This is a genomic window from Azospirillum sp. HJ39 (genome assembly GCF_041507355.1).
GTDB classification, from domain to species: domain Bacteria; phylum Pseudomonadota; class Alphaproteobacteria; order Azospirillales; family Azospirillaceae; genus Azospirillum; species Azospirillum thiophilum.
The window spans coordinates 164,338-184,200 of sequence record NZ_CP167910.1 but is presented as its reverse complement, the minus strand read 5'-3'; the positions used below and the strand labels follow the sequence as shown (position 1 = coordinate 184,200).

General features: G+C 68.5%; 19 protein-coding genes and 1 pseudogene. 8 read left to right on the top strand and 12 right to left on the bottom strand.

Going from position 1 to position 19,863, the window contains the following annotated elements; translation table 11 throughout:
• Window positions 1-3: 3 nt before the first annotated feature.
• Window positions 4-324 (bottom strand): hypothetical protein, encoded by a 321-nt coding sequence (locus ABMY26_RS11475; protein ID WP_372396403.1) that lies wholly within the window; start codon window positions 322-324, stop codon window positions 4-6.
• 559 nt (window positions 325-883) lie between these two features.
• Here ABMY26_RS11475 and ABMY26_RS11470 point away from each other — a divergent pair.
• The 7 genes from ABMY26_RS11470 to ABMY26_RS11440 all read left to right on the top strand — a co-directional run bounded on the left by ABMY26_RS11470 (window position 884) and on the right by ABMY26_RS11440 (window position 7,860).
• Window positions 884-1,837, top strand: coding sequence for a LysR family transcriptional regulator (locus ABMY26_RS11470; protein ID WP_372396402.1), 954 nt, complete (start codon window positions 884-886; stop codon window positions 1,835-1,837).
• A gap of 160 nt (window positions 1,838-1,997) precedes the next feature.
• Window positions 1,998-3,074 carry a TRAP transporter substrate-binding protein DctP gene (gene dctP / locus ABMY26_RS11465; protein WP_372396401.1) on the top strand — a complete coding sequence of 359 codons (1,077 nt, stop codon included), beginning with the start codon at window positions 1,998-2,000 and terminating at the stop codon, window positions 3,072-3,074.
• Window positions 3,075-3,087: 13 nt separating this feature from the next.
• Window positions 3,088-3,660 (top strand): TRAP transporter small permease, encoded by a 573-nt coding sequence (locus ABMY26_RS11460; protein WP_372396400.1) that lies wholly within the window; start codon window positions 3,088-3,090, stop codon window positions 3,658-3,660.
• Complete coding sequence (locus tag ABMY26_RS11455) at window positions 3,660-4,943, top strand: TRAP transporter large permease (protein ID WP_372396399.1); 1,284 nt, start codon at window positions 3,660-3,662, stop codon at window positions 4,941-4,943. Before ABMY26_RS11460 ends, ABMY26_RS11455 begins: the two co-directional genes overlap by 1 nt.
• 86 nt (window positions 4,944-5,029) lie before the next feature.
• The gene (locus ABMY26_RS11450; RefSeq protein ID WP_372396398.1) at window positions 5,030-5,992 is read left to right on the top strand and encodes a hydroxymethylglutaryl-CoA lyase; all 963 of its coding nucleotides are present in this window, start codon (window positions 5,030-5,032) and stop codon (window positions 5,990-5,992) included.
• Window positions 5,985-7,226 carry a CaiB/BaiF CoA transferase family protein gene (locus ABMY26_RS11445; RefSeq protein ID WP_372396397.1) on the top strand — a complete coding sequence of 414 codons (1,242 nt, stop codon included), beginning with the start codon at window positions 5,985-5,987 and terminating at the stop codon, window positions 7,224-7,226. Before ABMY26_RS11450 ends, ABMY26_RS11445 begins: the two co-directional genes overlap by 8 nt.
• Window positions 7,227-7,257: 31 nt before the next feature.
• Window positions 7,258-7,860 (top strand): gamma carbonic anhydrase family protein, encoded by a 603-nt coding sequence (locus ABMY26_RS11440; RefSeq protein ID WP_372396396.1) that lies wholly within the window; start codon window positions 7,258-7,260, stop codon window positions 7,858-7,860.
• Window positions 7,861-7,863: 3 nt separating this feature from the next.
• Here ABMY26_RS11440 and ABMY26_RS11435 read toward each other — a convergent pair whose 3' ends face one another.
• Together ABMY26_RS11435 and ABMY26_RS11430 are read right to left on the bottom strand one after the other, a co-directional pair.
• Window positions 7,864-8,349 carry a hypothetical protein gene (locus ABMY26_RS11435; protein WP_372396395.1) on the bottom strand — a complete coding sequence of 162 codons (486 nt, stop codon included), beginning with the start codon at window positions 8,347-8,349 and terminating at the stop codon, window positions 7,864-7,866.
• 353 nt (window positions 8,350-8,702) lie between these two features.
• Window positions 8,703-9,281: a TetR/AcrR family transcriptional regulator gene (locus ABMY26_RS11430; protein WP_372396394.1), complete on the bottom strand. Its 579-nt coding sequence runs from the start codon at window positions 9,279-9,281 to the stop codon at window positions 8,703-8,705.
• A gap of 338 nt (window positions 9,282-9,619) precedes the next feature.
• Here ABMY26_RS11430 and ABMY26_RS11425 point away from each other — a divergent pair, with 338 nt between their 5' ends.
• Window positions 9,620-10,306: a hypothetical protein gene (locus tag ABMY26_RS11425; protein ID WP_372396393.1), complete on the top strand. Its 687-nt coding sequence runs from the start codon at window positions 9,620-9,622 to the stop codon at window positions 10,304-10,306.
• Between the two features lie 103 nt (window positions 10,307-10,409).
• On the opposite strand, the gene ABMY26_RS11420 is transcribed toward ABMY26_RS11425, so the two are convergent.
• The 9 genes and pseudogenes from ABMY26_RS11420 to urtA (ABMY26_RS11380) all read right to left on the bottom strand — a co-directional run bounded on the left by ABMY26_RS11420 (window position 10,410) and on the right by urtA (ABMY26_RS11380) (window position 19,709).
• Window positions 10,410-10,760 (bottom strand): zinc ribbon domain-containing protein, encoded by a 351-nt coding sequence (locus ABMY26_RS11420; protein WP_372396392.1) that lies wholly within the window; start codon window positions 10,758-10,760, stop codon window positions 10,410-10,412.
• 27 nt (window positions 10,761-10,787) lie between these two features.
• Window positions 10,788-12,020 (bottom strand): formamidase, encoded by a 1,233-nt coding sequence (gene fmdA, locus ABMY26_RS11415; protein ID WP_045584768.1) that lies wholly within the window; start codon window positions 12,018-12,020, stop codon window positions 10,788-10,790.
• Window positions 12,021-12,194: 174 nt separating this feature from the next.
• Window positions 12,195-13,394, bottom strand: coding sequence for an urea ABC transporter substrate-binding protein (gene urtA / locus ABMY26_RS11410; protein ID WP_372396514.1), 1,200 nt, complete (start codon window positions 13,392-13,394; stop codon window positions 12,195-12,197).
• 159 nt (window positions 13,395-13,553) lie between these two features.
• Window positions 13,554-14,126 (bottom strand): annotated as a pseudogene (locus ABMY26_RS11405) (methyl-accepting chemotaxis protein); the annotation flags it as partial.
• 552 nt (window positions 14,127-14,678) lie between these two features.
• Entirely contained in the window at window positions 14,679-15,368 is a 690-nt protein-coding gene (gene urtE, locus ABMY26_RS11400; RefSeq protein WP_372396391.1) for an urea ABC transporter ATP-binding subunit UrtE, read from the bottom strand.
• A 33-nt stretch (window positions 15,369-15,401) separates the two neighbouring features.
• Window positions 15,402-16,148 carry an urea ABC transporter ATP-binding protein UrtD gene (gene urtD, locus ABMY26_RS11395; protein ID WP_372396390.1) on the bottom strand — a complete coding sequence of 249 codons (747 nt, stop codon included), beginning with the start codon at window positions 16,146-16,148 and terminating at the stop codon, window positions 15,402-15,404.
• A 15-nt stretch (window positions 16,149-16,163) separates the two neighbouring features.
• Complete coding sequence (urtC, locus tag ABMY26_RS11390; RefSeq protein WP_372396513.1) at window positions 16,164-17,333, bottom strand: urea ABC transporter permease subunit UrtC; 1,170 nt, start codon at window positions 17,331-17,333, stop codon at window positions 16,164-16,166.
• Between the two features lie 21 nt (window positions 17,334-17,354).
• A complete protein-coding gene (gene urtB / locus ABMY26_RS11385; RefSeq protein ID WP_372396389.1) occupies window positions 17,355-18,281 on the bottom strand; it encodes an urea ABC transporter permease subunit UrtB in 927 nt (308 codons plus the stop codon).
• Between the two features lie 153 nt (window positions 18,282-18,434).
• Complete coding sequence (urtA, locus tag ABMY26_RS11380; RefSeq protein WP_372396388.1) at window positions 18,435-19,709, bottom strand: urea ABC transporter substrate-binding protein; 1,275 nt, start codon at window positions 19,707-19,709, stop codon at window positions 18,435-18,437.
• Window positions 19,710-19,863: the final 154 nt, after the last annotated feature.

Genomic DNA, 19,863 nt, shown 5'->3' with positions numbered 1-19,863 from the left:
GGATCAGGGCTCCTTCACTGGCGGCGCGCCCACCGTCACCGTCCCGGAGATGTCCCCTCCCGCGGCGACGCTACCGTGATCGGCCCACACGGACGCTCGCCCTTGGGCGGGCGGCGATCCGGCCCAGACCCAGGCACCGATGCCGGCAAGCCCCACCAGGGCGGTGAGTACCGCGACCGTGGTCAGCAATCTCGTGACCTTCGCCTGGTCCCGTCCCCCAGCCCCTTTGCGGACAATCTCACGGAACACCAGCAACACGATGCCCAGCGCAAGGCCACCGATGCCGGCTACCTGCCCAAAACTCTTCAGAAGATCGATATCCATGCGCCACCATGGTTGAGCAAATTATATTTGCCATCCATTATGGTGCATTAATACATAAAAAAACAACCTTATGCGCAATCTTACTGAAAATACTCCTGCTACGCGGGTGCGCTCCCATTGCGGTTTGGCGAGTTTGTCATTCGGAAGAAGGAAACGACAAATCTCCACTCTTCCGCGACAGCGAGGTCGCCGGCAGCCAACCGGCGGCCTTCGCCGTTTTCGGGGCATGGGCAGACCGTTTTTGACGCATAGGCTCCCGGCCGCGCGTTCCACTCACGTTCTCAGATCCCGGACAATCTGATCACTTTCGTGTAGTGACCCCGAATGCGTGAACTTCTTCGCGGCCGCCGGATATGACCGTGATTGAGCGGAAAACGCTCTAGAAGCGGGTCACTGGAGGGGCTTTCGGGCGAGATTGGAATGTCCGCTCCTGGCGCAAAGCAGCCTACCCCCGTTGCCCGCCCTCACCATCCCCCCAACTCCCCGTCCTCATTGACGCACGCGCCGCCCCTCCTGGCATAGTCGGCCCCACACCCACCGCCAGGAGCGTCCCCCGCCCATGTCCGCCAAGCTGGACTTCCGCCGCCTGCGCTATTTCGTCGCCGTCTGCGAACTCGGCAGCTTTTCCAGGGCCAGCGAGTTCCTGAACGTCGCGCAGTCGGCGCTCAGCCAGCATGTCGCGTCGCTGGAGCAGGATCTGGGCGTCCAGCTGCTGGTCCGGCAGCCCCGCGGCGTCAGCCGGACCGAGGCCGGCGACCGGCTGCACGCCCATGCGCGCGGCGTGCTGCACGCGCTGGAACAGGCGGAGCTCGACGTGGTGTCGCTGGCGCGCTCGGCGGTCGGGCCGGTGATGGTCGGCTTCAACTACACCGCCATGGAGGCCATCGGCCTGCCCTTCATCCGCCGCGTCGCCGCCACCCTGACCGAGGTCAAGCTGCGCGTGATCGAGGCGCACAGCGAGATCATGCATGACTGGATGCTCTCCGGGCAGGCCGACATCGCCCTGACCCTGGTGCGGCCGAACGACGACCGGCTGGAGGCGGTGCCGCTGCTCGACGAGGAGCTGGTCTGCCTCGGCACCCGCGCGATGATCGGCGACGGCGGCCCCATCGACCTCGCCGACGTGCTGCGCCTGCCGCTGATCATGCCGGGGCGGACCGCCGTGCTCCAGGCGCTGGCCAGCGACGCGGCGGTGCGGCGCGCCATCGCCGAGAAGGTCCATCTGGAGATCGAATCCGCCATCCCGCTGAAACGCGCGGTCAGCGCCGGGCTGGGCGTGACCGTCCAGTCGGCGGCGCTGGCCGGCGACGAGATCGCCTCCGGCGAACTGGTCGCCCGGCCGGTGGTCAACCCGTCGATGGGACGCACCCTGTATCTGGTGTCGTCGCGCATCAAGACCGCCTCCCGCGCGGTGATGGAGGCGCGGCGGCTGATGGTCGACGTGGTGCGCGAGGCCCATGCGGCCGGCCGCTGGCCGGGGCGCTGGCGCGACAGCCATCTGGAAACCAGATAGCTCCCTTCATTTATTTGTATTTTTACGACACCCCCTCCCCATGCTGTTCTGTTTTGCAGACGAACAATCCGAAAGCCCGCAATCGACAAGGGCTTGGCGTCCGGCCCGCGCATCCGCCGGCCGGACCGCCGCAACGGACAGCCACCGGGAGGGACAGGACATGACGACCGACACGACGACCCAACAGATGGCCCAACAGATGGCCGGCATCGCGGCCAGCCGCGGCTCCACCATCGCCAGGGGCGCGCTGGTGCTGCTCGCCGCCGGCTCCGCCATGGCGCTGACGGCGCTGCCGACCACGGGGGCGGAGGCGGCGACGCGGATGCGCTGCAGCCACCAGCTGCCGCCGGGCCACCACATCGCCAAGGTCGTCGACCGCTGGGCGGCGGAGGTCAAGGCGCTGTCGGACGGCAACCTCGACGTCCAGGTCTTCGGGTCGGACAGCCTGATCAAGGCCAACGACAACATCCTGGCGGTCGCCAAGGGCGACATCGAATGCGCCTTCTCGCTGAATTTCCAGTGGGGCAAGACGCTGCCGCTGATGAACGTCACCGTCGGCCCCTACACCATGTCCTCGATCGAGGCGTGGAAGAAATGGCCGACCTCCGAGGCGGCGGCCTTCCTCGAGGAGCGCCTGCTGAAGAAGGGCGTCAAGAACGTCGTCTGGATGTTCCAGACCAACACCAGCGTCTTCACCTCCAAGGGCAAGCCGCTGCTGAAGCCGGAGGATTTCCAGGGCCAGAAGATGCGCGGCATCGGCCCGGCCTTCGACCGCGGGCTGAAGGCGATGGGCGCCACCCCGGTCGCGATCCCCGGCAGCGAGGTCTACCAGGCGCTGGCGACCGGCGTGATCGACGCCGCCATCACCGACGTCGCCGCCGCCTGGTCGCGCAAATACTACGAGGTGCAGGACCACATGACGGTGGTCCCGGTGCTGGCCGCCTACCTGCACGGCTACGTCAATCCCGGCTGGTACGGCAAGCTGACCGACAAGGACAAGGCCGCCCTGAAGAAGGCCGGCGAGGACGCCGCCGGCTGGGCGATCCAGGCCTCGCAGGAGGCCGCCGCCAGCGCCCCGGCCGAGCTGGAATCGAAGGGCGTCAAGGTCCATGTCGCGACGCCGGAGGAGAATGCCGCCTTCAAGGCCGCCATGGCGCCGGCCTTCGCCGAGGGCTTCGCCGACGAGACCGGCGCCGACGGCCGCAAGCTGCTGGACCTCATCGCCAAGATCCAGTGACGGGGGCGGCGCCATGAGCAGCATGTCCACCCCCGACGCGGTGCCCCGAAGCGGCAGCAAGGGAACCGCCCTGCCCCTGCGCCTGCTCGATGGCGCCGCCACCGCCCTGTCACGCACCGGCGGGGCGCTCAGCGTCCTGCTGATCGTCGTCGTGCTGGGGCTGACCACCGCCGGCGTCGTCGCCCGCTATGTCGTCGGCCACCCGCTGGAGGGCATCGACGAGGCCTGCGGCTATCTGGTGGTCGCCATGGTGATGGCCGGCGCGGCGGAGGCGCTGCGGACCGGCCACCATATCCGCATCGACCTGATCATGGGCTTCGCCGGGCCGCGCGGCCGGCGCTGGCTCGACGCCTGGGCGCATCTGGCGGTGCTGGTCTTCGCCGTCCTGCTGTTCCGCACCGGCTGGCATTCCGCCCTGTTCTCCTACGAGTTCGAGGCCTATTCGTCGGGCCAGCTCGAACTGCCGCTGTGGATCCCGCAGGCCACCCTGCCGGCCGGCGCGGTCCTGCTCGGCATCACGGCGCTGGCCCGGCTGATCCGCAGCTTCACCGGCGACTTGGCCGACGAGCGGACGGGAGGCCATTGATGACATTCCTCATCCTCGCCCTGCTGCTGGTCCTGCTGATGAGCGGCATGCCGATCTTCGCGGCGCTGGGGCTCACCTCGCTCGGCGTGCTGGCGCTGTTCGAGGGCAGCATCGACAGCATGGCGGACTCGGTGTTCGCCAGCCTGAACAACCCGCTGCTCGCCACCATCCCGATGTTCGCCTTCATGGCGCATGTCATGATCAAGGCCAAGGTGGTCGACGACCTCTACGAGATGTCGAACACGCTGGTCGGCCACATCAAGGGCGGGCTCAGCTTCGCCACCATCCTCTCATGCACCATCTTCTCGACCATCTCCGGCTCGTCGGTGGCGACCGCGCTGACCATCGGCTCGATCTCCATCCCGCAGATGAAGCGCTACGGCTACCGCCAGCGCGACACCTATGGGCTGATCGCCGCCGGCGGCACGCTGGGCATCCTGATCCCGCCGTCCGGGCCGATGATCCTCTATGCCATCGTCACCGACGCCTCCATCGGCGCCCTGTTCCTGGCCGGCATCGTCCCCGGCCTGCTGATGGCGGCGGTCTTCGCCGGCTACAGCTGGCTCCAGGCCAAGCGGCAGGACGGCGTGCGGTCGCAGCCCTGGCCCGGCTTCGGCGCCGTCGCCGCCGCCTTCCGCAAGTCGATCTGGGCGGTGCTGATGCCGCCGCTGATCCTGGGCGGCATCTATCTCGGCGTCTTCACGGCGGGCGAGGCCGCGGCGGTCGGCGCCGTCTACGCGCTCGCGGTGGCGCTGCTGGTCTACCGCAACCTGTCGGTCGCCGACCTGCTGGATTGCGGGGTGCAGACGATGCGGACCAGCGCGATGCTGTTCATGATCATCGCCGCCGCCGGCATGTTCGGCCACGCCATCACCATCATCCGCCTGCCGGCCCAGATCATGGAGACGGTGACGGCGCTCGGCCTGTCGCAGGGCGGCTTCATCCTGGCGGTGATGGCGGCGATCTTCATCCTCGGCATGTTCCTGGAGACCATCGCCATCATCCTGATCACCACGCCGATCATCCTGCCGGTGATGGCCGCGCTGGGCATCAACCCGGTCTGGTACGGGGTGATGCTGATGATCAACCTGGAACTGGCGCTGATCACCCCGCCGGTCGGCATGAACCTGTTCGTCATCAAGGGCATCACCAGCTCGTCGCTCGGCGAGGTGACGCGCGGCGCCCTGCCCTATGTGCTGCTGATGATGGCCGGCCTCTTCATCGTCTGGCTGTTCCCGGCCCTGTCGCTCTGGCTGCCGCAAGCCGCCGGCTTCGGCATCTGATCCGCCGGCCCCGACCGGTTTCCCCCCTCCCCGCTTTGCACCGGGGGCGCGTCGACCCCCGCGCCCCCGAACGAGGACCCCTTGCCATGACGAGAGACCCCGTGACCATCGTCGAGGTCGGCCTGCGCGACGGGCTCCAGATCCTCGACCGCGTGGTGCCGACCGCCGACAAGCTGCGCTGGCTGGCCGCCGAGCACCGCGCCGGAGTCCGCCGCTTCGAGGCCGCCTCCTTCGTTCCGCCCAGGCTGCTCCCCCAGATGGCCGACGCCGCCGAGGTGGTTGCCGGCGCCCGCGCCGTGCCGGGCGTCATCGTCCACACGCTGGCCCCCAACCTGCGGGGCGCCACGGCGGCGCTCGCCGCCGGCTCCGACGTCATCGTCCTGCCGCTGTCGGCCAGCGAGGCGCACAGCCGGGCCAACATCCGCAAGACCCGCGCGGAGTCGGTGGAGGAGCTGGCCCGCGTCTGCCGCGCCCGCAACGAGGGCAACCATGCGGCCCGCATCGACGCCGGCATCTCGACCGCGTTCGGCTGCACCATCCAGGGCGCGGTGCCGGAGGACGAGGTGGTCCGCCTCTGCGAAGCCTGCCTGGAGGCCGGGGCCGACCGCGTGGCGCTGGCCGACACCGTCGGCTATGCCGACCCCGCGCAGGTCCGCCGCCTCTACAAGCGGGTGAAGGAGCTGGCCGGCGACCGGCTGCAGGGCGCCCATTTCCACGACACCCGCGGGCTCGGCCTCGCCAACTGCCTGGCGGTGCTCGATCTCGGCATCCGCGAGTTCGACGCCTCGCTCGGCGGGCTCGGCGGCTGTCCGCATGCGCCGGGCGCCAGCGGCAACGTCGCCACCGAGGATCTGGTCTTCATGCTGGAGGCGATGGGCTTCGACACCGGCATCGACCTGGACGCCCTGATCGAGGCGCAGCGCCTGCTCGCCGTCCTCCTTCCCGGCCAGCCGCTGCACGGCAAGATCGCCGCCGCCGGCCTGCCCAAGCGTTTTTCCCCAAGCAATTCTTCCCCAAGCACCTCTTCCGGGAGCACCGTCCATGCCTGACGCCCCCACTCCCACCCCCACCCTGCCGCTGGCCGGCATCCGCGTCGTCGAGTTCTCCCACATGGTGATGGGGCCGAGCTGCGGCATGATCCTGGGCGATCTCGGCGCCGACGTCATCAAGGTGGAGCCGGTGGGCGGCGACAAGACCCGCGCCCTGCCGGGGGCCGCCGCCGGCTTCTTCCGCACCTTCAACCGCAACAAGACGTCGCTGGCCGTCGACCTGAACGATCCCGAGGGGCTGGCCGCCGTCCACCGGCTGGTCGACACCGCCGACGTGGTGCTGGAGAATTTCCGCCCCGGCATGATGGCGCGCTACGGGCTCGACCATGCCAGCCTCGCGGTGAAGAACCCGCGCATCGTCTGCCTGTCGCTGAAGGGCTTCCTGCCCGGCCCCTACGAGAAGCGCACCGCGCTGGACGAGGTGGTACAGATGATGGCCGGGCTGGCCTACATGACCGGCCCCAGCGGCCGGCCGCTGCGCGCCGGCAGCTCGGTCAACGACATCATGGGCGGCATGTTCGGGGTGATCGGCATCCTGGCGGCGCTGCGCATCCGCGACGCCACCGGCCGCGGCCAGGAGATCCAGTCCGGCCTGTTCGAGACCTGCGTCCTGCTGTCGGCCCAGCACATGCAGCAGTTCGCCGTGACCGGCGAGGCGCCGCCGCCCTTCCCCGAGCGCATCGCCGCCTTCAGCATCTACGACACCTTCGAGGTGAAGGACGGCGAGCAGATCTTCCTGGGCGCGGTCAGCGACATGCAGTGGCGGACCTTCTGCACCGCCTTCGGCTTCGACGATTTGCTGGCCGACCCGCGGCTGGACGGCAACACCAGGCGCTGCCTCGCCCGCGACTGGATGCTGCCGGAGATCCGCCGCCGGCTGGCCGCCTACAGCAAGGCCGAGATCGCGGATCTGTTCGAGCGCAACGGCCTGCCCTACGCCCCGATCAACCGGCCGGAGGAGCTGTTCGACGACCCCCACCTGACGGCGAGCGGCGGCCTCGTCCCCATCGTCACCGAGACGGGTGGCGAGACGCGGGTGCCGCTGCTACCGCTGACGCTGGACGGCCGGCGGCTTGGGCCGCGGATGGCGCTGCCGCCCATCGGTGCGCAGAGCGCGGCGCTGCTGGCCGAACTGGGCTACAGTGCGGCGGACATCGACCGTCTGGCGGCGGCCGGCGTGATCGCCACCCCGGCCGCGGGCCAGGATGCGGAGGCCGAACGGCTCGCCTCCTGACCCGGCGGCATCAGGAAAGGAAAAGAAGCGAATGACCTCCGAGAGCGCGCCCGAAGCATCCCCTGAAACCGCTTACGAGACCGGCCCGGCCCTGGCCGCCCGCCATCCCGGCGCCATCATCCAGCCCTTCCGGGGGGTGTGGCCGCGCATCGCCGCCGATGCCTACGTCGCGCCGGGCGCGGTGGTGGTGGGCGACGTCGCCATCGGGGCCGGGGCCAGCGTCTGGTACGGCTGCGTGCTGCGCGGCGACGACCACAGCATCACGGTGGGGCCGCGCACCAACATCCAGGACGGCACCATCATCCACGTCATGCTGAACGAGTACCCCACCGTCATCGGCGCCGACGTGGTGATCGGCCATGGCGTGCGCATGCATGGCTGCACGCTGGCCGACGGCTGCCTGATCGGCATCGGCTCCATCGTGCTCGACGGGGCGGCGGTGGAGAGCGGCGCCATGCTGGCGGCCGGCGCGGTGCTGACCCCGCGCAAGCGGATTCCCGCCCGCCAGCTCTGGGCCGGCAGCCCGGCCCGGCATCTGCGCGACGTCACCGATGCCGAGGTCGAGTTCATCGCCTTCGACATCCGCCACTATGCCGGCCTCGCCCGCACCTACCGCGAGGCGGCGCAGGGCTGACGGTCAGCCCGCTGCCCTGCCCCGCCGCGCCAGATGAAGGATCTGCGCCGCCAGCCCGACCGCCAGCAGGACCGCCAGCCCGCCCTGGGCGCCGAGCAGCAGCGGCGATTTCAGGTCGGTGACCAGCGGGTGCCCGTCGGGAACGCGGCGCAGGATTTCGCTGACGGTCGGCACCATCAGGAGAAAGGCGCTGATGCTCAGCAGGATGGTTTCGATGTAGCGGGCCGCACGCCCCAGCCCCGCAACCCGGCCGACCCCATAGCCGGCGAGCAGGATCAGGATCGTCACCGCGCCGATGACGTTGCTCGCCGGCTGGTGCGCCACCAGGAAGACCGTCGCGGCGCCGACCAGCATGCAGACGAAATAGACCGCGCCCGGCACCGAGCGCGGGACGATCCGGCCATGGCGGGCGAACATGTAGAGGGCCACGGGGATCGCCGGCAGGCTGCCGAGCGTATGGACCCAGCCAAGCGAAGAGATTCCGAACATCGGCGTATTTCCTTGTTGATCCGAGTTTCCAGGGAGACCTGTCATCCCCGAGAAGGCGTTCATGCGCTGGCGTTGCCCCCCACCCCAACCCTCCCCCGCTCTCAGCGGACCTATGGTCCGCCTGTCGCGTCAGCACAAAGCGGAGCTTTGTGCGAGAGCTGGGCGGGGGAGGGAGCAAGTGCTTAGGCGGAAAAGTGGCGGCAGTCCCTCCCCCGCGAGAGCGGGGGAGGTTAGGAGGGGGCAAAGGCGGCAAAATATGCGATTACCCCGGAAGCCTACCCTGAACAGACACTCTATCTACCAATCGGTAGGCTTCCAAAGCCCAAGCCGGACCCCCGCCGCAGGCCCGGCCGTCAGACGGCGATACGCTCCAGCAGGGGACGGGTTACGGCGCCGAAGGCCGCGGGGTCGCCATAGGCGCGGGCGGACAGCATCGCGCCATGCACGGCGGCCATCAGCAGCTCTGCGTCGCCCTTGGCCGTCCCGGCCAGCCGGAGCCGGCCCTGCGCCGCGCCCTGTTCCAGGACCGAGGCGAGCCAGTCCGACAGCATCCGGAAATGCGCCCGGACCTCGACGGCGACCGCCTCGGGAAGAACCGGACTCTCGCCCGCGAGCAGCGCGCAGACGCAGAACGGATCCTCCATGGTGGCGAAACAGCCTTCCCAATAGCCGAGATAGGCGCGAAGCCGGTCATACGGATCGGGGACGGCCTGTTCCAGCTGGGCGATCCCGGCCGCCGCCTCTTCGCGATACTGCGCGACGAGGGTGCGGACCAGATCCGCCTTGCCGGGAAAATGATGATGGATGCTGGCGGTACGGATGCCGACGACCTTGGAGATGTCGGCATAGCTGAAGCTGTTGTAGCCGCCCCTGGCGATCAGGGACCGCGCACAGCGGAGAATGTCATCGGCTCGGGTCGACAGGTTGCTCATGCCTCACCCTACCAACTGGTAGGGAGGCTGTCAACACGGAGCGTGATGCGCCCGGGGCGCTCGCATTTGAGGGTAAACGCCCTCTCCCGTCCCGGGAGAGGGAGGGGACCCACGAAGTGGGGAGGGTGAGGGGTGGGGCAAGACTCCTGAACCGCATGGCTTCGTGCCTGGCCCCTCACCCTTCCCACCGCTTCGCGGCGGGCCCCTTCCCTCTCCCGGGGCGGGAGAGGGAGTCCGGACCGCCGACCGCGCAGCGACTAAGATTTTCATCCTCATATTGCCGCCAACCGCTCCGCATTATAGGAATAATGCCTTATTCTACCCCATGGAGCCTCGCCATGCCCCCCGATTGCCTGCACCCCGCCGACCACGCAGCCCCCCACACCGCCCCCGCCAGCCTCCCTCATTGGGCCGGGGAACCGCCGGTGGCGCCCGACGGGCTGGTGCCCGGATCGCGCTTCCACGAGGAGCAATGGATCATGGCCGCCGGCATGCTGGCGCGCGGCGCGTCCTTCCTCGGCGTGTCGCGGGCGATGGGCTGCAGCCGCACCACCCTGTGGCGGGCCTATTACGGCTCGCAGGCGTTCCGTCAGCGTGTGTGGTGGGAACGGCAGGCGCTGAACCGCGAGGCCGACCTGCGGCTCTCGTCGTTGCGCGGCCTGGTGACGGAGCAGATCGAACGGCTGGTCTCGGCCGGCGATGGCGCGACCGTGCGCTGGCTGGCCGACAAGCTCGGCCTGTTCGCCGACCCCGGCGAGGGAACCGCCCCCCTCCCCGAACCGCCGCCGGCCGGCATCCCCGCCGACGCCCTGGACGAAGACCCCGACGACGACCTCATCCCCGGCGCCCTGCGCGAGCGGGTGCCGCCCGATGCGGCGACCATCGCCGCCATCCTCGCCCAGCCGGAGGCCGAGGGGCCGAAGGGCGTCTATCCCTGGACCTTCAACCCCGACGACCCCTTCCCCAACCTCGGCACGGCGAAGGAGCGCAAGGGCGACCGCGGCGCCTTCGGCCGGCGCGGCTGAGCCGGCGGCCCGCCGGCCCGCCGACGGGTGGAACGCTGAACAGGGTCGCCCGCGATGGTTCACCCGGTTTCAAACGTTCCACTCATCGCGAAGGCCGCCGCCCTCAGTGGCTGATCATCCACGGCCTCGCGGTCGGGAAGCCCTTGGCCCCGTCGGGGGTGCGCAGGACCGAGCGTCCCTTCTTGGTCCCGCCGCCGCAACAGCCGCAGCCGGGACCGTGCTTGCCCTTCGGCCCGACCTCCGACAGCAGGCTCGGCCGGTCGGCGCTGCGCTCGTTGGTGGCGTGCGCCGCCCGCGTCGCGGCGGAGACGCCGGAGAAGGCCGGCGCCACCCGGATCACCCGCGGCGACGGCGTCTCGCAGTGGGGACAGAGCTGCGGCAGGCTGCATTCCGCCATCGGCCGCATCTCGGTGAAATCGCCGCAGGTCGGGCACTCATAGTCGTACATCGGCATGGCGCAGCCTCCCCTTCCTTCTTCCGGTTACACGCGGTCCTGCGCGATCGGCATGTCGACGTCGCCGCTGATGAACTTGGTCGGGCCGTCGGCGTTCGGCGTGATGTCGAAGTCGAAGATCTGGGTCGGCAGGAACAGGGTGGCGCAGGCGTTGGGGACGTCGACCACGCCGCTGATGTGGCCCTGCACCGGCGCGGTGCCGAGGATCGAATAGGCCTGGGCGCCGGAATAGCCGAACTTCTTCAGATACTCGATGGCGTTCAGGCAGGCCTGGCGGTAGGCGACATGGACGTCCAGGTAATGCTGCTCGCCGGCCTCGTCGACCGAGATGCCCTCGAAGATCAGATAGTCATTGTAGTTGGGCACGATGGGGCTCGGCTTGAAGATCGGGTTCCTGATCCCGTACTTGGCCATGCCGTCCTTGATCAGGTTCACCTTCAGATGGGCCCAGCCGGCCATCTCGATGGCGCCGCAGAAGGTGATCTCGCCGTCGCCCTGGCTGAAATGCAGGTCGCCCATCGACAGGCCGGCGCCCTTCACATAGACCGGGAAATAGATCTTGGAGCCGCGCGACAGGTCCTTGATGTCGCAGTTGCCGCCATGCTCGCGCGGCGGCACGGTGCGGGCGCCCTCCGCCGCCGCCTTGTCGCGGGCGTCGCCCTTCAGCCGGCCCATATGGGCGGTCGGCGCATAGGGCGGGTTGGCGAGGCCGGGGACGCGGGTCGGGTTGGTGTCGATCAGCGCCTGTTCCCGCTTGTTCCACTTGGCCAGCAGGTCGTGCGAGGGCAGGCAGCCGATCAGGCCGGGATGGATCAGCCCGGCGAAGCGCACGCCGGGGATGTGGCGCGACTTGGTGAACATGCCCTCGAAGTCCCAGATCGACTTCTGGGCCAGCGGGAAATGCTCGGTCAGGAAGCCGCCGCCGTTCTGCTTGGAGAAGAAGCCGTTGAAGCCCCATTGCTGCTGCGGGAAGGCGCCGATGTCGAGCAGGTCGACGACCAGCAGGTCGCCCGGCTCGGCCCCCTCGACCCCGACCGGGCCGGACAGGAAATGGACCTGGCTGAGGTCGACGTCGCGGACGTCGGCGGCATCGTCGTCGTTTTTGATCTGGCCGCCGGTCCAGTCGTAGCATTCCAGGATGAAATCGTCGCCCGGCTTGACCGTCACCGCCATCGGGATGTCCGGATGCCAGCGGTTGTGGATCATGTCGTTCTCGTAGGGAGACTGCGACAGATCGGCCTTGATCAGGGTGTCAGCCATGGTTTGCTCTTCCTTTTTTGTGGACTGATTGGTGACGGGGGGAAGTGGATGACGTGCTTGCCCCCTCCCTAACCCTCCCCCGCTCTCGCGGGAGAGGGGACTGCCGCCGCTCCGGGGCGTTCTCCCTCTCCCGCGAAGCGGGGGAGGGTCGGGGAGGGGGCACCGGAGAGAGACCTAAGCCGCCAGCTCGCGGAACCCCTCCGGGAAGGGGTTCGGCTCGATCAGGTCGCGGGTCTCGAACACGACGTCGAACTGGCCGTCGCGCCGGGCGCGGCCGATGCGGGTCCGGGTCCACAGGTGATGGTTCTCGTGGATGCGGGTCTCGCCGCCGGGCGCGTCCGCGAAGACGATGCCGGGCGACGCGGCGGCGACGCGGGCCACGTCGAAGCTGCCGGCCTTCTCGACCGCCAGCTTCCACAGCCAGGGGCCGACATAGGCGTTGTGGGTGACGTCGCCGATGACGCTGTCGGCCCCCCACATCGCCTTGAAGGCGGCGACGAAGGCGCGGTTTGCCGGCAGGTCCAGGCTTTGGAAATATTTGGCACAGGTGAAGGCCCCGGCGATATACTCGCCGCCGATGCCCAGCATCTCGTCCTCGGTGACGCTGTTGGTCAGCAGGATCTGGGTGCCGAGGTTGATCCCCGCCGCCTTCAGCTGCTTGTAGAAGGCGACGTTGGAACCGCCGACGACGATCGGGTAGATGACGTCCGGCTTGCTCGCCTTGATCTTGGCGACGATCGCCTCGAACCGGGTGTGGCCGAGCTCGACATACTCCTCGCCGACGACGCGGCAGCCCTTGCGCTCGATGTGGCGGCGGGCGATGGCGTTGGACGCGCGCGGCCAGATATAGTCCGAGCCGATCAGGAAGAAGGATTTGGCCCCCTTCTCCCGCATCACCCAGTCCAGCCCGGCGAGGATCTGCTGGGTCGCCTCCTGGCCGGTGTAGATGACGTGGCTGGACTGCTCCAGCCCTTCGTAGAAGGTCGGGTAATAGAGCAGGCCGTTGTGCCGTTCCAGCATCGGCAGCACCGCCTTGCGCGAGGCCGAGGTCCAGCAGCCGAAGATCGCCGCCACCTTGTCCCCGGCCAGCAGCTTGGCCGTCCGGTCGGCGAAGGTCGGCCAGTCGCTGGCGCCGTCCTCCTGCGCGATGACGATCTGGCGGCCGAGCACGCCGCCCCGCTCGTTGATCTGCTGGATCGCCATCATTTCCGCCTGGATCGAGCCGCCCTCGCTCAACGCCATGGTGCCGGTGGCGGAATGCAGGATGCCGACGGTCACGCTGTCGTCGGTGACCGCCAGCCCGGTGCCGTTGACCGCCGCCGTCGCCGGTCCGCTGGCGGCGCTCCGCCGGACCGGCGCGGCGCCGCCCGTCATCCGGCCGGATGCGGCGGCGCGGCGGCGCAGCGCGGACTGCAGGCTGACCTCGGCCAGGAAGTTGTTGACCTCCTGGCTCAGCTGGTCGGCGCGCTGCGACACCTCGCCCGCGGCGTCGAGCACCTGCCCAGCCGCCATGCCGGTGTCGGCCGCCGCCTCGGTCACGCCGGCGATGTTGCGGGCGACCTCCTCGGTGCCGCGCGCGGCCTCCTGGACGCTGCGGGAGATCTCGGCGGTGGCAGCGCCCTGCTGCTGGACGGCGGCGGCGATGGTCGCGGCGATCTCGTTGATGTCGGCGATGGTGCCGGCGATGCCGCGGATGGCGTCGACCGCCTCCGCCGTGGCCGACTGGATGGCGCCGACCTGGGTGGAGATGTCCTCCGTCGCCTTGGCCGTCTGGTTGGCCAGCGCCTTCACCTCGGTGGCGACGACGGCGAAGCCCTTGCCGGCCTCCCCGGCGCGGGCCGCCTCGATGGTGGCGTTCAACGCCAGGAGGTTGGTCTGGCCGGCGATGCCGTGGATCATCGACACCACCTGACCGATCCGGTTGGCGCTCTCGGCCAGCCCCTGGACCACCGAATCGGTGCGCCGCGTGTCCTCCACCGCCTTGCCGGCGATGCCGGCCGACACCGCGACCTGACGGCCGATCTCCTGGATCGAGACCGACAGCTCCTCGGTGGCCGTCGCCACCGTCTGGACGTTGACCGAGGCCTGGCCGGACGCCGCCGCCATCGTCGCCGACAGCCGGTTGCTGCGGTCGGCGGTGCCGGTCATCGCGGTCGCCGTCCCGGTCATCTCGCCGGCCGCCGTGGAGACGGTCTGCACCAGATGGCCGACCTTGTTCTCGAAGGCGCGGGTCAGGGTCTCCAGCCGCACCGCGCGTTCCTCCATCGCCTTGCGCTCGACCTCGCGCTCGGCCTCATGGGCGGCGCGGGCCTCGGCGGCGGCGGCGATGCGGTCGAGCGCGTCGGCAAGCTCCCGCACCGGATCGCCGCCAGCTTCGCCAGCCGCACCGGACAGCGCCGCGGCGCGGGCGCCGAGCGGGCCGAGCGCGGCATCCCGCCGGTGGGTCAGGGCGGCGGCGGCGGCGGCCAGCGCCGCGGAAACGACGAGGCCGGCGGTCGCCACTCCGGTCGAGCCGGTCAGCGGCACCGCCATGGCGGACAGCAGGGCGACCACGGCGCAGGCGGTGGCACAGGCGGTGGATCCGGACTTGGCAGGGCTCATGGCGCTTCCCTCTGTGGTGGAGAGGCAGGGTGCGGGGACGGGGGGAGCCGGCGCCGGTCAGACCGACAGCAGCCGCGCGACCTTCGCCTCGTCGACCTGATCGCGGCTGTCCTCATGGACGATCTCGCCGTTCTCGATCACCAGCACCCGGTCGGCGATGTCGAGCGCGAAGCTCAGCACCTGTTCCGACACGATGATGCTGAGCCCCTTCTCGTCGCGGATGCGGCGGAGCGTGCGGGCCATCTCGCGGATGATCGACGGCTGGATGCCCTCGGTCGGCTCGTCCAGCAGCAGCACCTTCGGCCTGGTCGCCAGGGCGCGCGCGATGGCGAGCTGCTGCTGCTGCCCGCCCGACAGGTTGCCGCCGCGCCGGCCCTTCATCTCCAGCAGCACCGGGAACAGCTCGTAGAGGTCCCCCGGCACGCTGCGGCCGCCATGGACGCTCAGCCCCGTCTCGATGTTCTCCTGCACCGTCATGGTCGGGAAGATCATGCGGCCCTGCGGGACATAGGCGACGCCCTTGGCCACCCGCTCGTAGCTCTTCAGGCCGGTGATCTCGGTGTCGCCAATGCGGATGGCGCCCGACCGGGTCGGCACGATCCCCATCAGCGACTTCATCAGCGTGGTCTTGCCCATGCCGTTGCGGCCCATGATGGCGACGATCTCGTTGGGCGCCACCGCGAAGTCCAGCCCGTGCAGGACCTCGCTCTCGCCATAGGACACGCGGAGTTGATTGACCGACAGCATCTCTTGATCCCCCGCTCAGTGGCCTGGATAGACTCAATGGCCCAGATAGACTTCGACGACCTTGGGATCGTTCTTCACCCGCTCCATGCTGCCTTCCGACAGGATCTTGCCCTGGTGCAGGACGGTGACGCGGTGGGCGATGTCCTCGACGAACTTCATGTCGTGCTCGATCACCAGCACCGAGCGGTTCTGGATGATGCGGTTCAGCAGCTCGGCGGTCTTCCTGCGCTCGTTGACGCTCATCCCGGCGACCGGCTCGTCCAGCATCAGCAGCTCGGGGTCCTGGATCAGCAGCATCCCGATCTCCAGCCACTGCTTCTGCCCGTGGCTGAGATACTCGGCGCGCTGGTCGAGATGGTCGGCCAGGAAGATCATCTCGGCGATCTCCGCCACCCGCTCACGCACCGCGGCGTCGCGCTTGAAGGCGAGCGCGCCGAACACGCTGCGGCCGCGGGGATAGGAGATTTCCAGATTCTCGAACACGGTGAGGTCGTCGTAGATCGACGGGTTCTGGAACTTGCGCCCGACCCCGGCGGTGACGATTTGGTGCTCCTTCATCGCCGTCAGTTCCTTGTTGCGGAACTTGATGGAGCCGCCGGACGCCTTGGTCCGTCCGCAGATCAGGTCGAGCACCGTGGTCTTGCCGGCGCCGTTGGGGCCGATGATGACGTGGATCTCGTTGCTGTCGACGTAGAAGGACAGGTCGTTGACCGCCTTGAACCCGTCGAAGGACACAGTCAGCCCTTCGACCGCCAGCAGGTAATCGGTGGGATTCGCCATGGGTTTGCTCCCTCCTCAATCGGCGGCGGTGTGGGGCGGGATGATCGGGGCGGCGGTGGCGGCCGCACCGCTTGCCCGCCGGCTGGTCAGCCGGCGCAGCTGCGGGGCGATGAACTGCTGGTAGAGGCCGGCAAGGCCGTTGGGGAACACCATCACCACGCCGATGAACAGCGCGCCCATGGCGAACAGCCACAGCTCGGGGAAGCTCTCCGACAGCATCGTCTTGGCCCAGTTGACCAGCAGCGTGCCGTAGACCGCGCCCAGCAGCGACAGCCGGCCGCCAACCGCGCAGTAGATCACCATCTCGATCGACGGCACGATGCCGACGAAGGACGGCGACATGAAGCCGACCTGGAGCGTGAACATCGCGCCGCCCACCGCCGACAGCGACGCCGCGAAGCAGAAGACGAAAATCTTGAAGTTGGCGACGTCGTAGCCGGAGAAGCGGACCCGGTCCTCCTTGTCGCGCAGCGCCACCAGGATGCGCCCCAGCTTGGAGCGGCGGACATAGAGGCACAGCAGGATGCAGCCGATCAGCAGGGCCGCGTTGACGAAGTACAGCACCAGCTTCGCCTCGTCGGTGCGGATGTCCCAACCCTTCAGGGTGCGCAGGTCGGTGATGCCGTTGATGCCGCCGGTGTAGCCCTGCTGGCCGACGATCAGGATGGTCAGGATGGCGGCGAAGGCCTGGGTGATGATGGCGAAATAGACACCGCCGACCCGCCGCTTGAACATCGCCAGCCCGACGATGAAGGCCAGCAGAGCCGGGACCGCCACCACCGCGATGCTGGCGAAGGTCAGGCTGTGGAACGGCTCCCAGAACCAGGGCAGCGCCTTCAGCTGGTTCCAGTCCATGAAGTCGGGAATGCCGGGAGTCGACTGGATCTTGGTGGCTTCCGGGCTGGACGCCTCCAGCTTCAGGAACATCGCCATGCAATAGCCGCCGATGCCGAAGAAGATGCCCTGCCCCAGCGACAGGATGCCGGCACTGCCCCAGCACAGCACGAGGCCGAGCGCCACGAAGGCATAGGTCAGGTATTTGCCGACCATGTTCAGGCGGAAGATGTCGAGCCCCAGCGGCAGGACGATCACCAGCAGGGCGGCCAGCAGCAGGATGCCCGCGATGTCGCCGTCGATGCGCCCGAGAAGGCGGCCCGGAGGTGGAGTTTGAGGGGTGCGCGTCATGGACGTCATGGGAAAGGCTCCTCAGCGGCGGACTTTGAGGACGAACAGGCCCTGCGGGCGCAGCATCAGGATCACGACGACGGTCAGCAGCGTCAGCACCTTGGCGGTCGAACCGCTCAGGAAGAACTCCATCGTCGACTGGGCCTGGCTGATGGTGAAGGCCGACGCGATGGTGCCGATCAGGCTCTGGGCGCCGCCGAACACCACCACCAGGAAGGTGTCGACGATGTAGAGCTGGCCGGAGGTCGGGCCGGTGGACCCCACCATGGTGAAGGCGCTGCCCGCCACCCCGGCGATGCCGCAGCCCAGCCCGAAGGTGTAGCGGTCGACCTTCTCGGTGTTGATGCCGACGGCGCCGGCCATCACCCGGTTCTGCATCACCGCGCGGACGCCCTGGCCCCAGCGCGAGCGGAACATCACGGCATAGATGACGACTGTGATGGCGATGGTCAGGCCCATCACGAACAGGCCGTTGATCGGCACCTCGATGGTGTCGGTGACGGCGACCGAGCCCATCAGCCAGTCGGGCAGCACCACGCCGACCTCGCGCGCACCGAAGACCGAGCGGAAGACCTGCTGGAGGATCAGGCTCAGCCCCCAGGTCGCCAGCAGCGTGTCGAGCGGCCGCCGGTAGAGGAAGCGGATCATCCCCCATTCGACCAGCATGCCCAGCGCCCCGCTGGCGATGAAGGCCAGCACCATGGCGATGAAGAAATAGGCCGGGAACAGGGCCGGCGCGGTGCTGGAGATGAAGTTGGAGCAGAGATAGGTCACATAGGCGCCGAGGATCATGAACTCCCCATGCGCCATGTTGATGACGCCCATCTGCCCGAAGATGATGGCGAGGCCAAGCGCCATCAGCACGAAGACGGAAAACAGAATGAGCCCCGCAAATCCCTGCATCGCAAAGATCGACCCGAGCTCGGCCAGGCTGTAGCCCTCGAACATGATGGGAACTCCTGTGACGCTTGCCCCCGCCCCGCCCCTCCCCCGCTGGGCGGGGGAGGGGGACAGGAGCCTTGTCGGCGTTCGGCAGCCGTTCCCTCCCCCGCCCAGCGGGGGAGGGTTAGGGTGGGGGCAAGTCCAAGTGCCCCCCGCCCCTTACTGGTAGCCCTTCGGGAACGGGTTCGGCTCGATCAGGTCCGCGGTCTCGTAGACCACCTCGAACTGCCCGTCGGTGCGGGCGCGGCCGACACGGGTCTTGCTCCACAGGTGATGGTTCTCGTGGACACGGACATAGCCTTCCGGCGCCCCGGTGAACTCGATGCCGGCCGATGCGGCGGCGATCTTGTCGACATCGAAGCTCTTGGCCTTCTCCGCCGTCAACTTCCACAGCCAGGGGCCGAGATAGCCCGCCTGGGTCACGTCGCCGATCACGCTTTCCCCGCCCCACATCTTCTTGAAGGCGGCGACGAACTTCTCGTTGTTGGGGTTCTTCAGCGACTGGAAATACTTCATGCAGGCATAGGCGCCGGCGATGTTCTCGCCGCCGATGCCCAGCAGCTCGTCCTCGGTGACGGAGATGGTCATCAGCGTCTGCTTGTTCAGGTCGATGCCGGCGGCCTTCATCTGCTTGTAGAAGGCGACGTTCGACCCGCCGACGACCGAGGCGTAGATCACGTCCGGCTTGGTCAGCTTGATCTTGTTGATGACGGAGTTGAACTGCGTATGGCCGAGCGGGAAATACTCCTCGCCCACCACCTTTTGCCCATGCATCTCGATGTGCTTGCGGGCGATCTTGTTGGAGGTGCGCGGCCAGATATAGTCGGAGCCGATCAGGAAGAAGGTCTTCGCCCCCTTCTCCTTCGTCACCCAGTCCAGCCCGGCGAGGATCTGCTGCGTCGCCTCCTGGCCGGTGTAGATGACGTTCTTCGACTGCTCCAACCCTTCATAGAAGGTCGGGTAATAGAGCATGCCGTTATACTGCTCGAACACCGGCAGCACCGCCTTGCGGGAGGCGGAGGTCCAGCAGCCGAACACCGCCGCCACCTTGTCCTCGACCAGCAGCTTGCGCGCCTTTTCGGCGAAGGTCGGCCAGTCGCTGGCGCCGTCCTCCTGGATGACCTCGATCTTGCGGCCCAGCACGCCGCCCATCTCGTTGATCTGGGCGATGGCGAGCTTTTCGGCCTGGACCGAGCCGGTCTCCGAGATCGCCATGGTGCCGGTGGTGGAATGCAGGATGCCGACCTTCACCGTGCTGTCGGTGACCGCCAGCTTCGTCGTGTTCACCGCATCGGTCGGCAGCGCCTGGGCCAGCGCGCCGCGCGGCAGCAGGCCGACGGCGGGCAGCACCGCCATGCCGAGGAGGAGCTTGCGGCGGAGCGGCGAAGGCAGGCCACCGTTGATCTTGTCCGCATTGATCTTGTCCGAGGACATGAAACCTCCTGATGTTGGCCGTTGCCGCCCTGAAAAAGGTCGCCTGCGACGGAGCCGGGCCTTTTTGAAAGGCGGGATTTTTTGGGGAGTTGGCGGAGCGTTCCGCGATAGGACGTGCCGATGGTTGGCCGAACGGTGCGGCGCAGCAATACGT

Excerpts from the sequence above, each read along its gene's own strand:
- ABMY26_RS11475 (WP_372396403.1), bottom strand. The coding sequence starts at position 324 with ATGGATATCGATCTTCTGAAGAGTTTTGGGCAGGTAGCCGGCATCGGT.
- ABMY26_RS11470 (WP_372396402.1), top strand. The coding sequence starts at position 884 with ATGTCCGCCAAGCTGGACTTCCGCCGCCTGCGCTATTTCGTCGCCGTC.
- dctP (WP_372396401.1), top strand. The coding sequence starts at position 1,998 with ATGACGACCGACACGACGACCCAACAGATGGCCCAACAGATGGCCGGC.
- ABMY26_RS11460 (WP_372396400.1), top strand. The coding sequence starts at position 3,088 with ATGAGCAGCATGTCCACCCCCGACGCGGTGCCCCGAAGCGGCAGCAAG.
- ABMY26_RS11455 (WP_372396399.1), top strand. The coding sequence starts at position 3,660 with ATGACATTCCTCATCCTCGCCCTGCTGCTGGTCCTGCTGATGAGCGGC.
- ABMY26_RS11450 (WP_372396398.1), top strand. The coding sequence starts at position 5,030 with ATGACGAGAGACCCCGTGACCATCGTCGAGGTCGGCCTGCGCGACGGG.
- ABMY26_RS11445 (WP_372396397.1), top strand. The coding sequence starts at position 5,985 with ATGCCTGACGCCCCCACTCCCACCCCCACCCTGCCGCTGGCCGGCATC.
- ABMY26_RS11440 (WP_372396396.1), top strand. The coding sequence starts at position 7,258 with ATGACCTCCGAGAGCGCGCCCGAAGCATCCCCTGAAACCGCTTACGAG.
- ABMY26_RS11435 (WP_372396395.1), bottom strand. The coding sequence starts at position 8,349 with ATGTTCGGAATCTCTTCGCTTGGCTGGGTCCATACGCTCGGCAGCCTG.
- ABMY26_RS11430 (WP_372396394.1), bottom strand. The coding sequence starts at position 9,281 with ATGAGCAACCTGTCGACCCGAGCCGATGACATTCTCCGCTGTGCGCGG.
- ABMY26_RS11425 (WP_372396393.1), top strand. The coding sequence starts at position 9,620 with ATGCCCCCCGATTGCCTGCACCCCGCCGACCACGCAGCCCCCCACACC.
- ABMY26_RS11420 (WP_372396392.1), bottom strand. The coding sequence starts at position 10,760 with ATGCCGATGTACGACTATGAGTGCCCGACCTGCGGCGATTTCACCGAG.
- fmdA (WP_045584768.1), bottom strand. The coding sequence starts at position 12,020 with ATGGCTGACACCCTGATCAAGGCCGATCTGTCGCAGTCTCCCTACGAG.
- urtA (WP_372396514.1), bottom strand. The coding sequence starts at position 13,394 with ATGACGGGCGGCGCCGCGCCGGTCCGGCGGAGCGCCGCCAGCGGACCG.
- urtE (WP_372396391.1), bottom strand. The coding sequence starts at position 15,368 with ATGCTGTCGGTCAATCAACTCCGCGTGTCCTATGGCGAGAGCGAGGTC.
- urtD (WP_372396390.1), bottom strand. The coding sequence starts at position 16,148 with ATGGCGAATCCCACCGATTACCTGCTGGCGGTCGAAGGGCTGACTGTG.
- urtC (WP_372396513.1), bottom strand. The coding sequence starts at position 17,333 with ATGACGCGCACCCCTCAAACTCCACCTCCGGGCCGCCTTCTCGGGCGC.
- urtB (WP_372396389.1), bottom strand. The coding sequence starts at position 18,281 with ATGTTCGAGGGCTACAGCCTGGCCGAGCTCGGGTCGATCTTTGCGATG.
- urtA (WP_372396388.1), bottom strand. The coding sequence starts at position 19,709 with ATGTCCTCGGACAAGATCAATGCGGACAAGATCAACGGTGGCCTGCCT.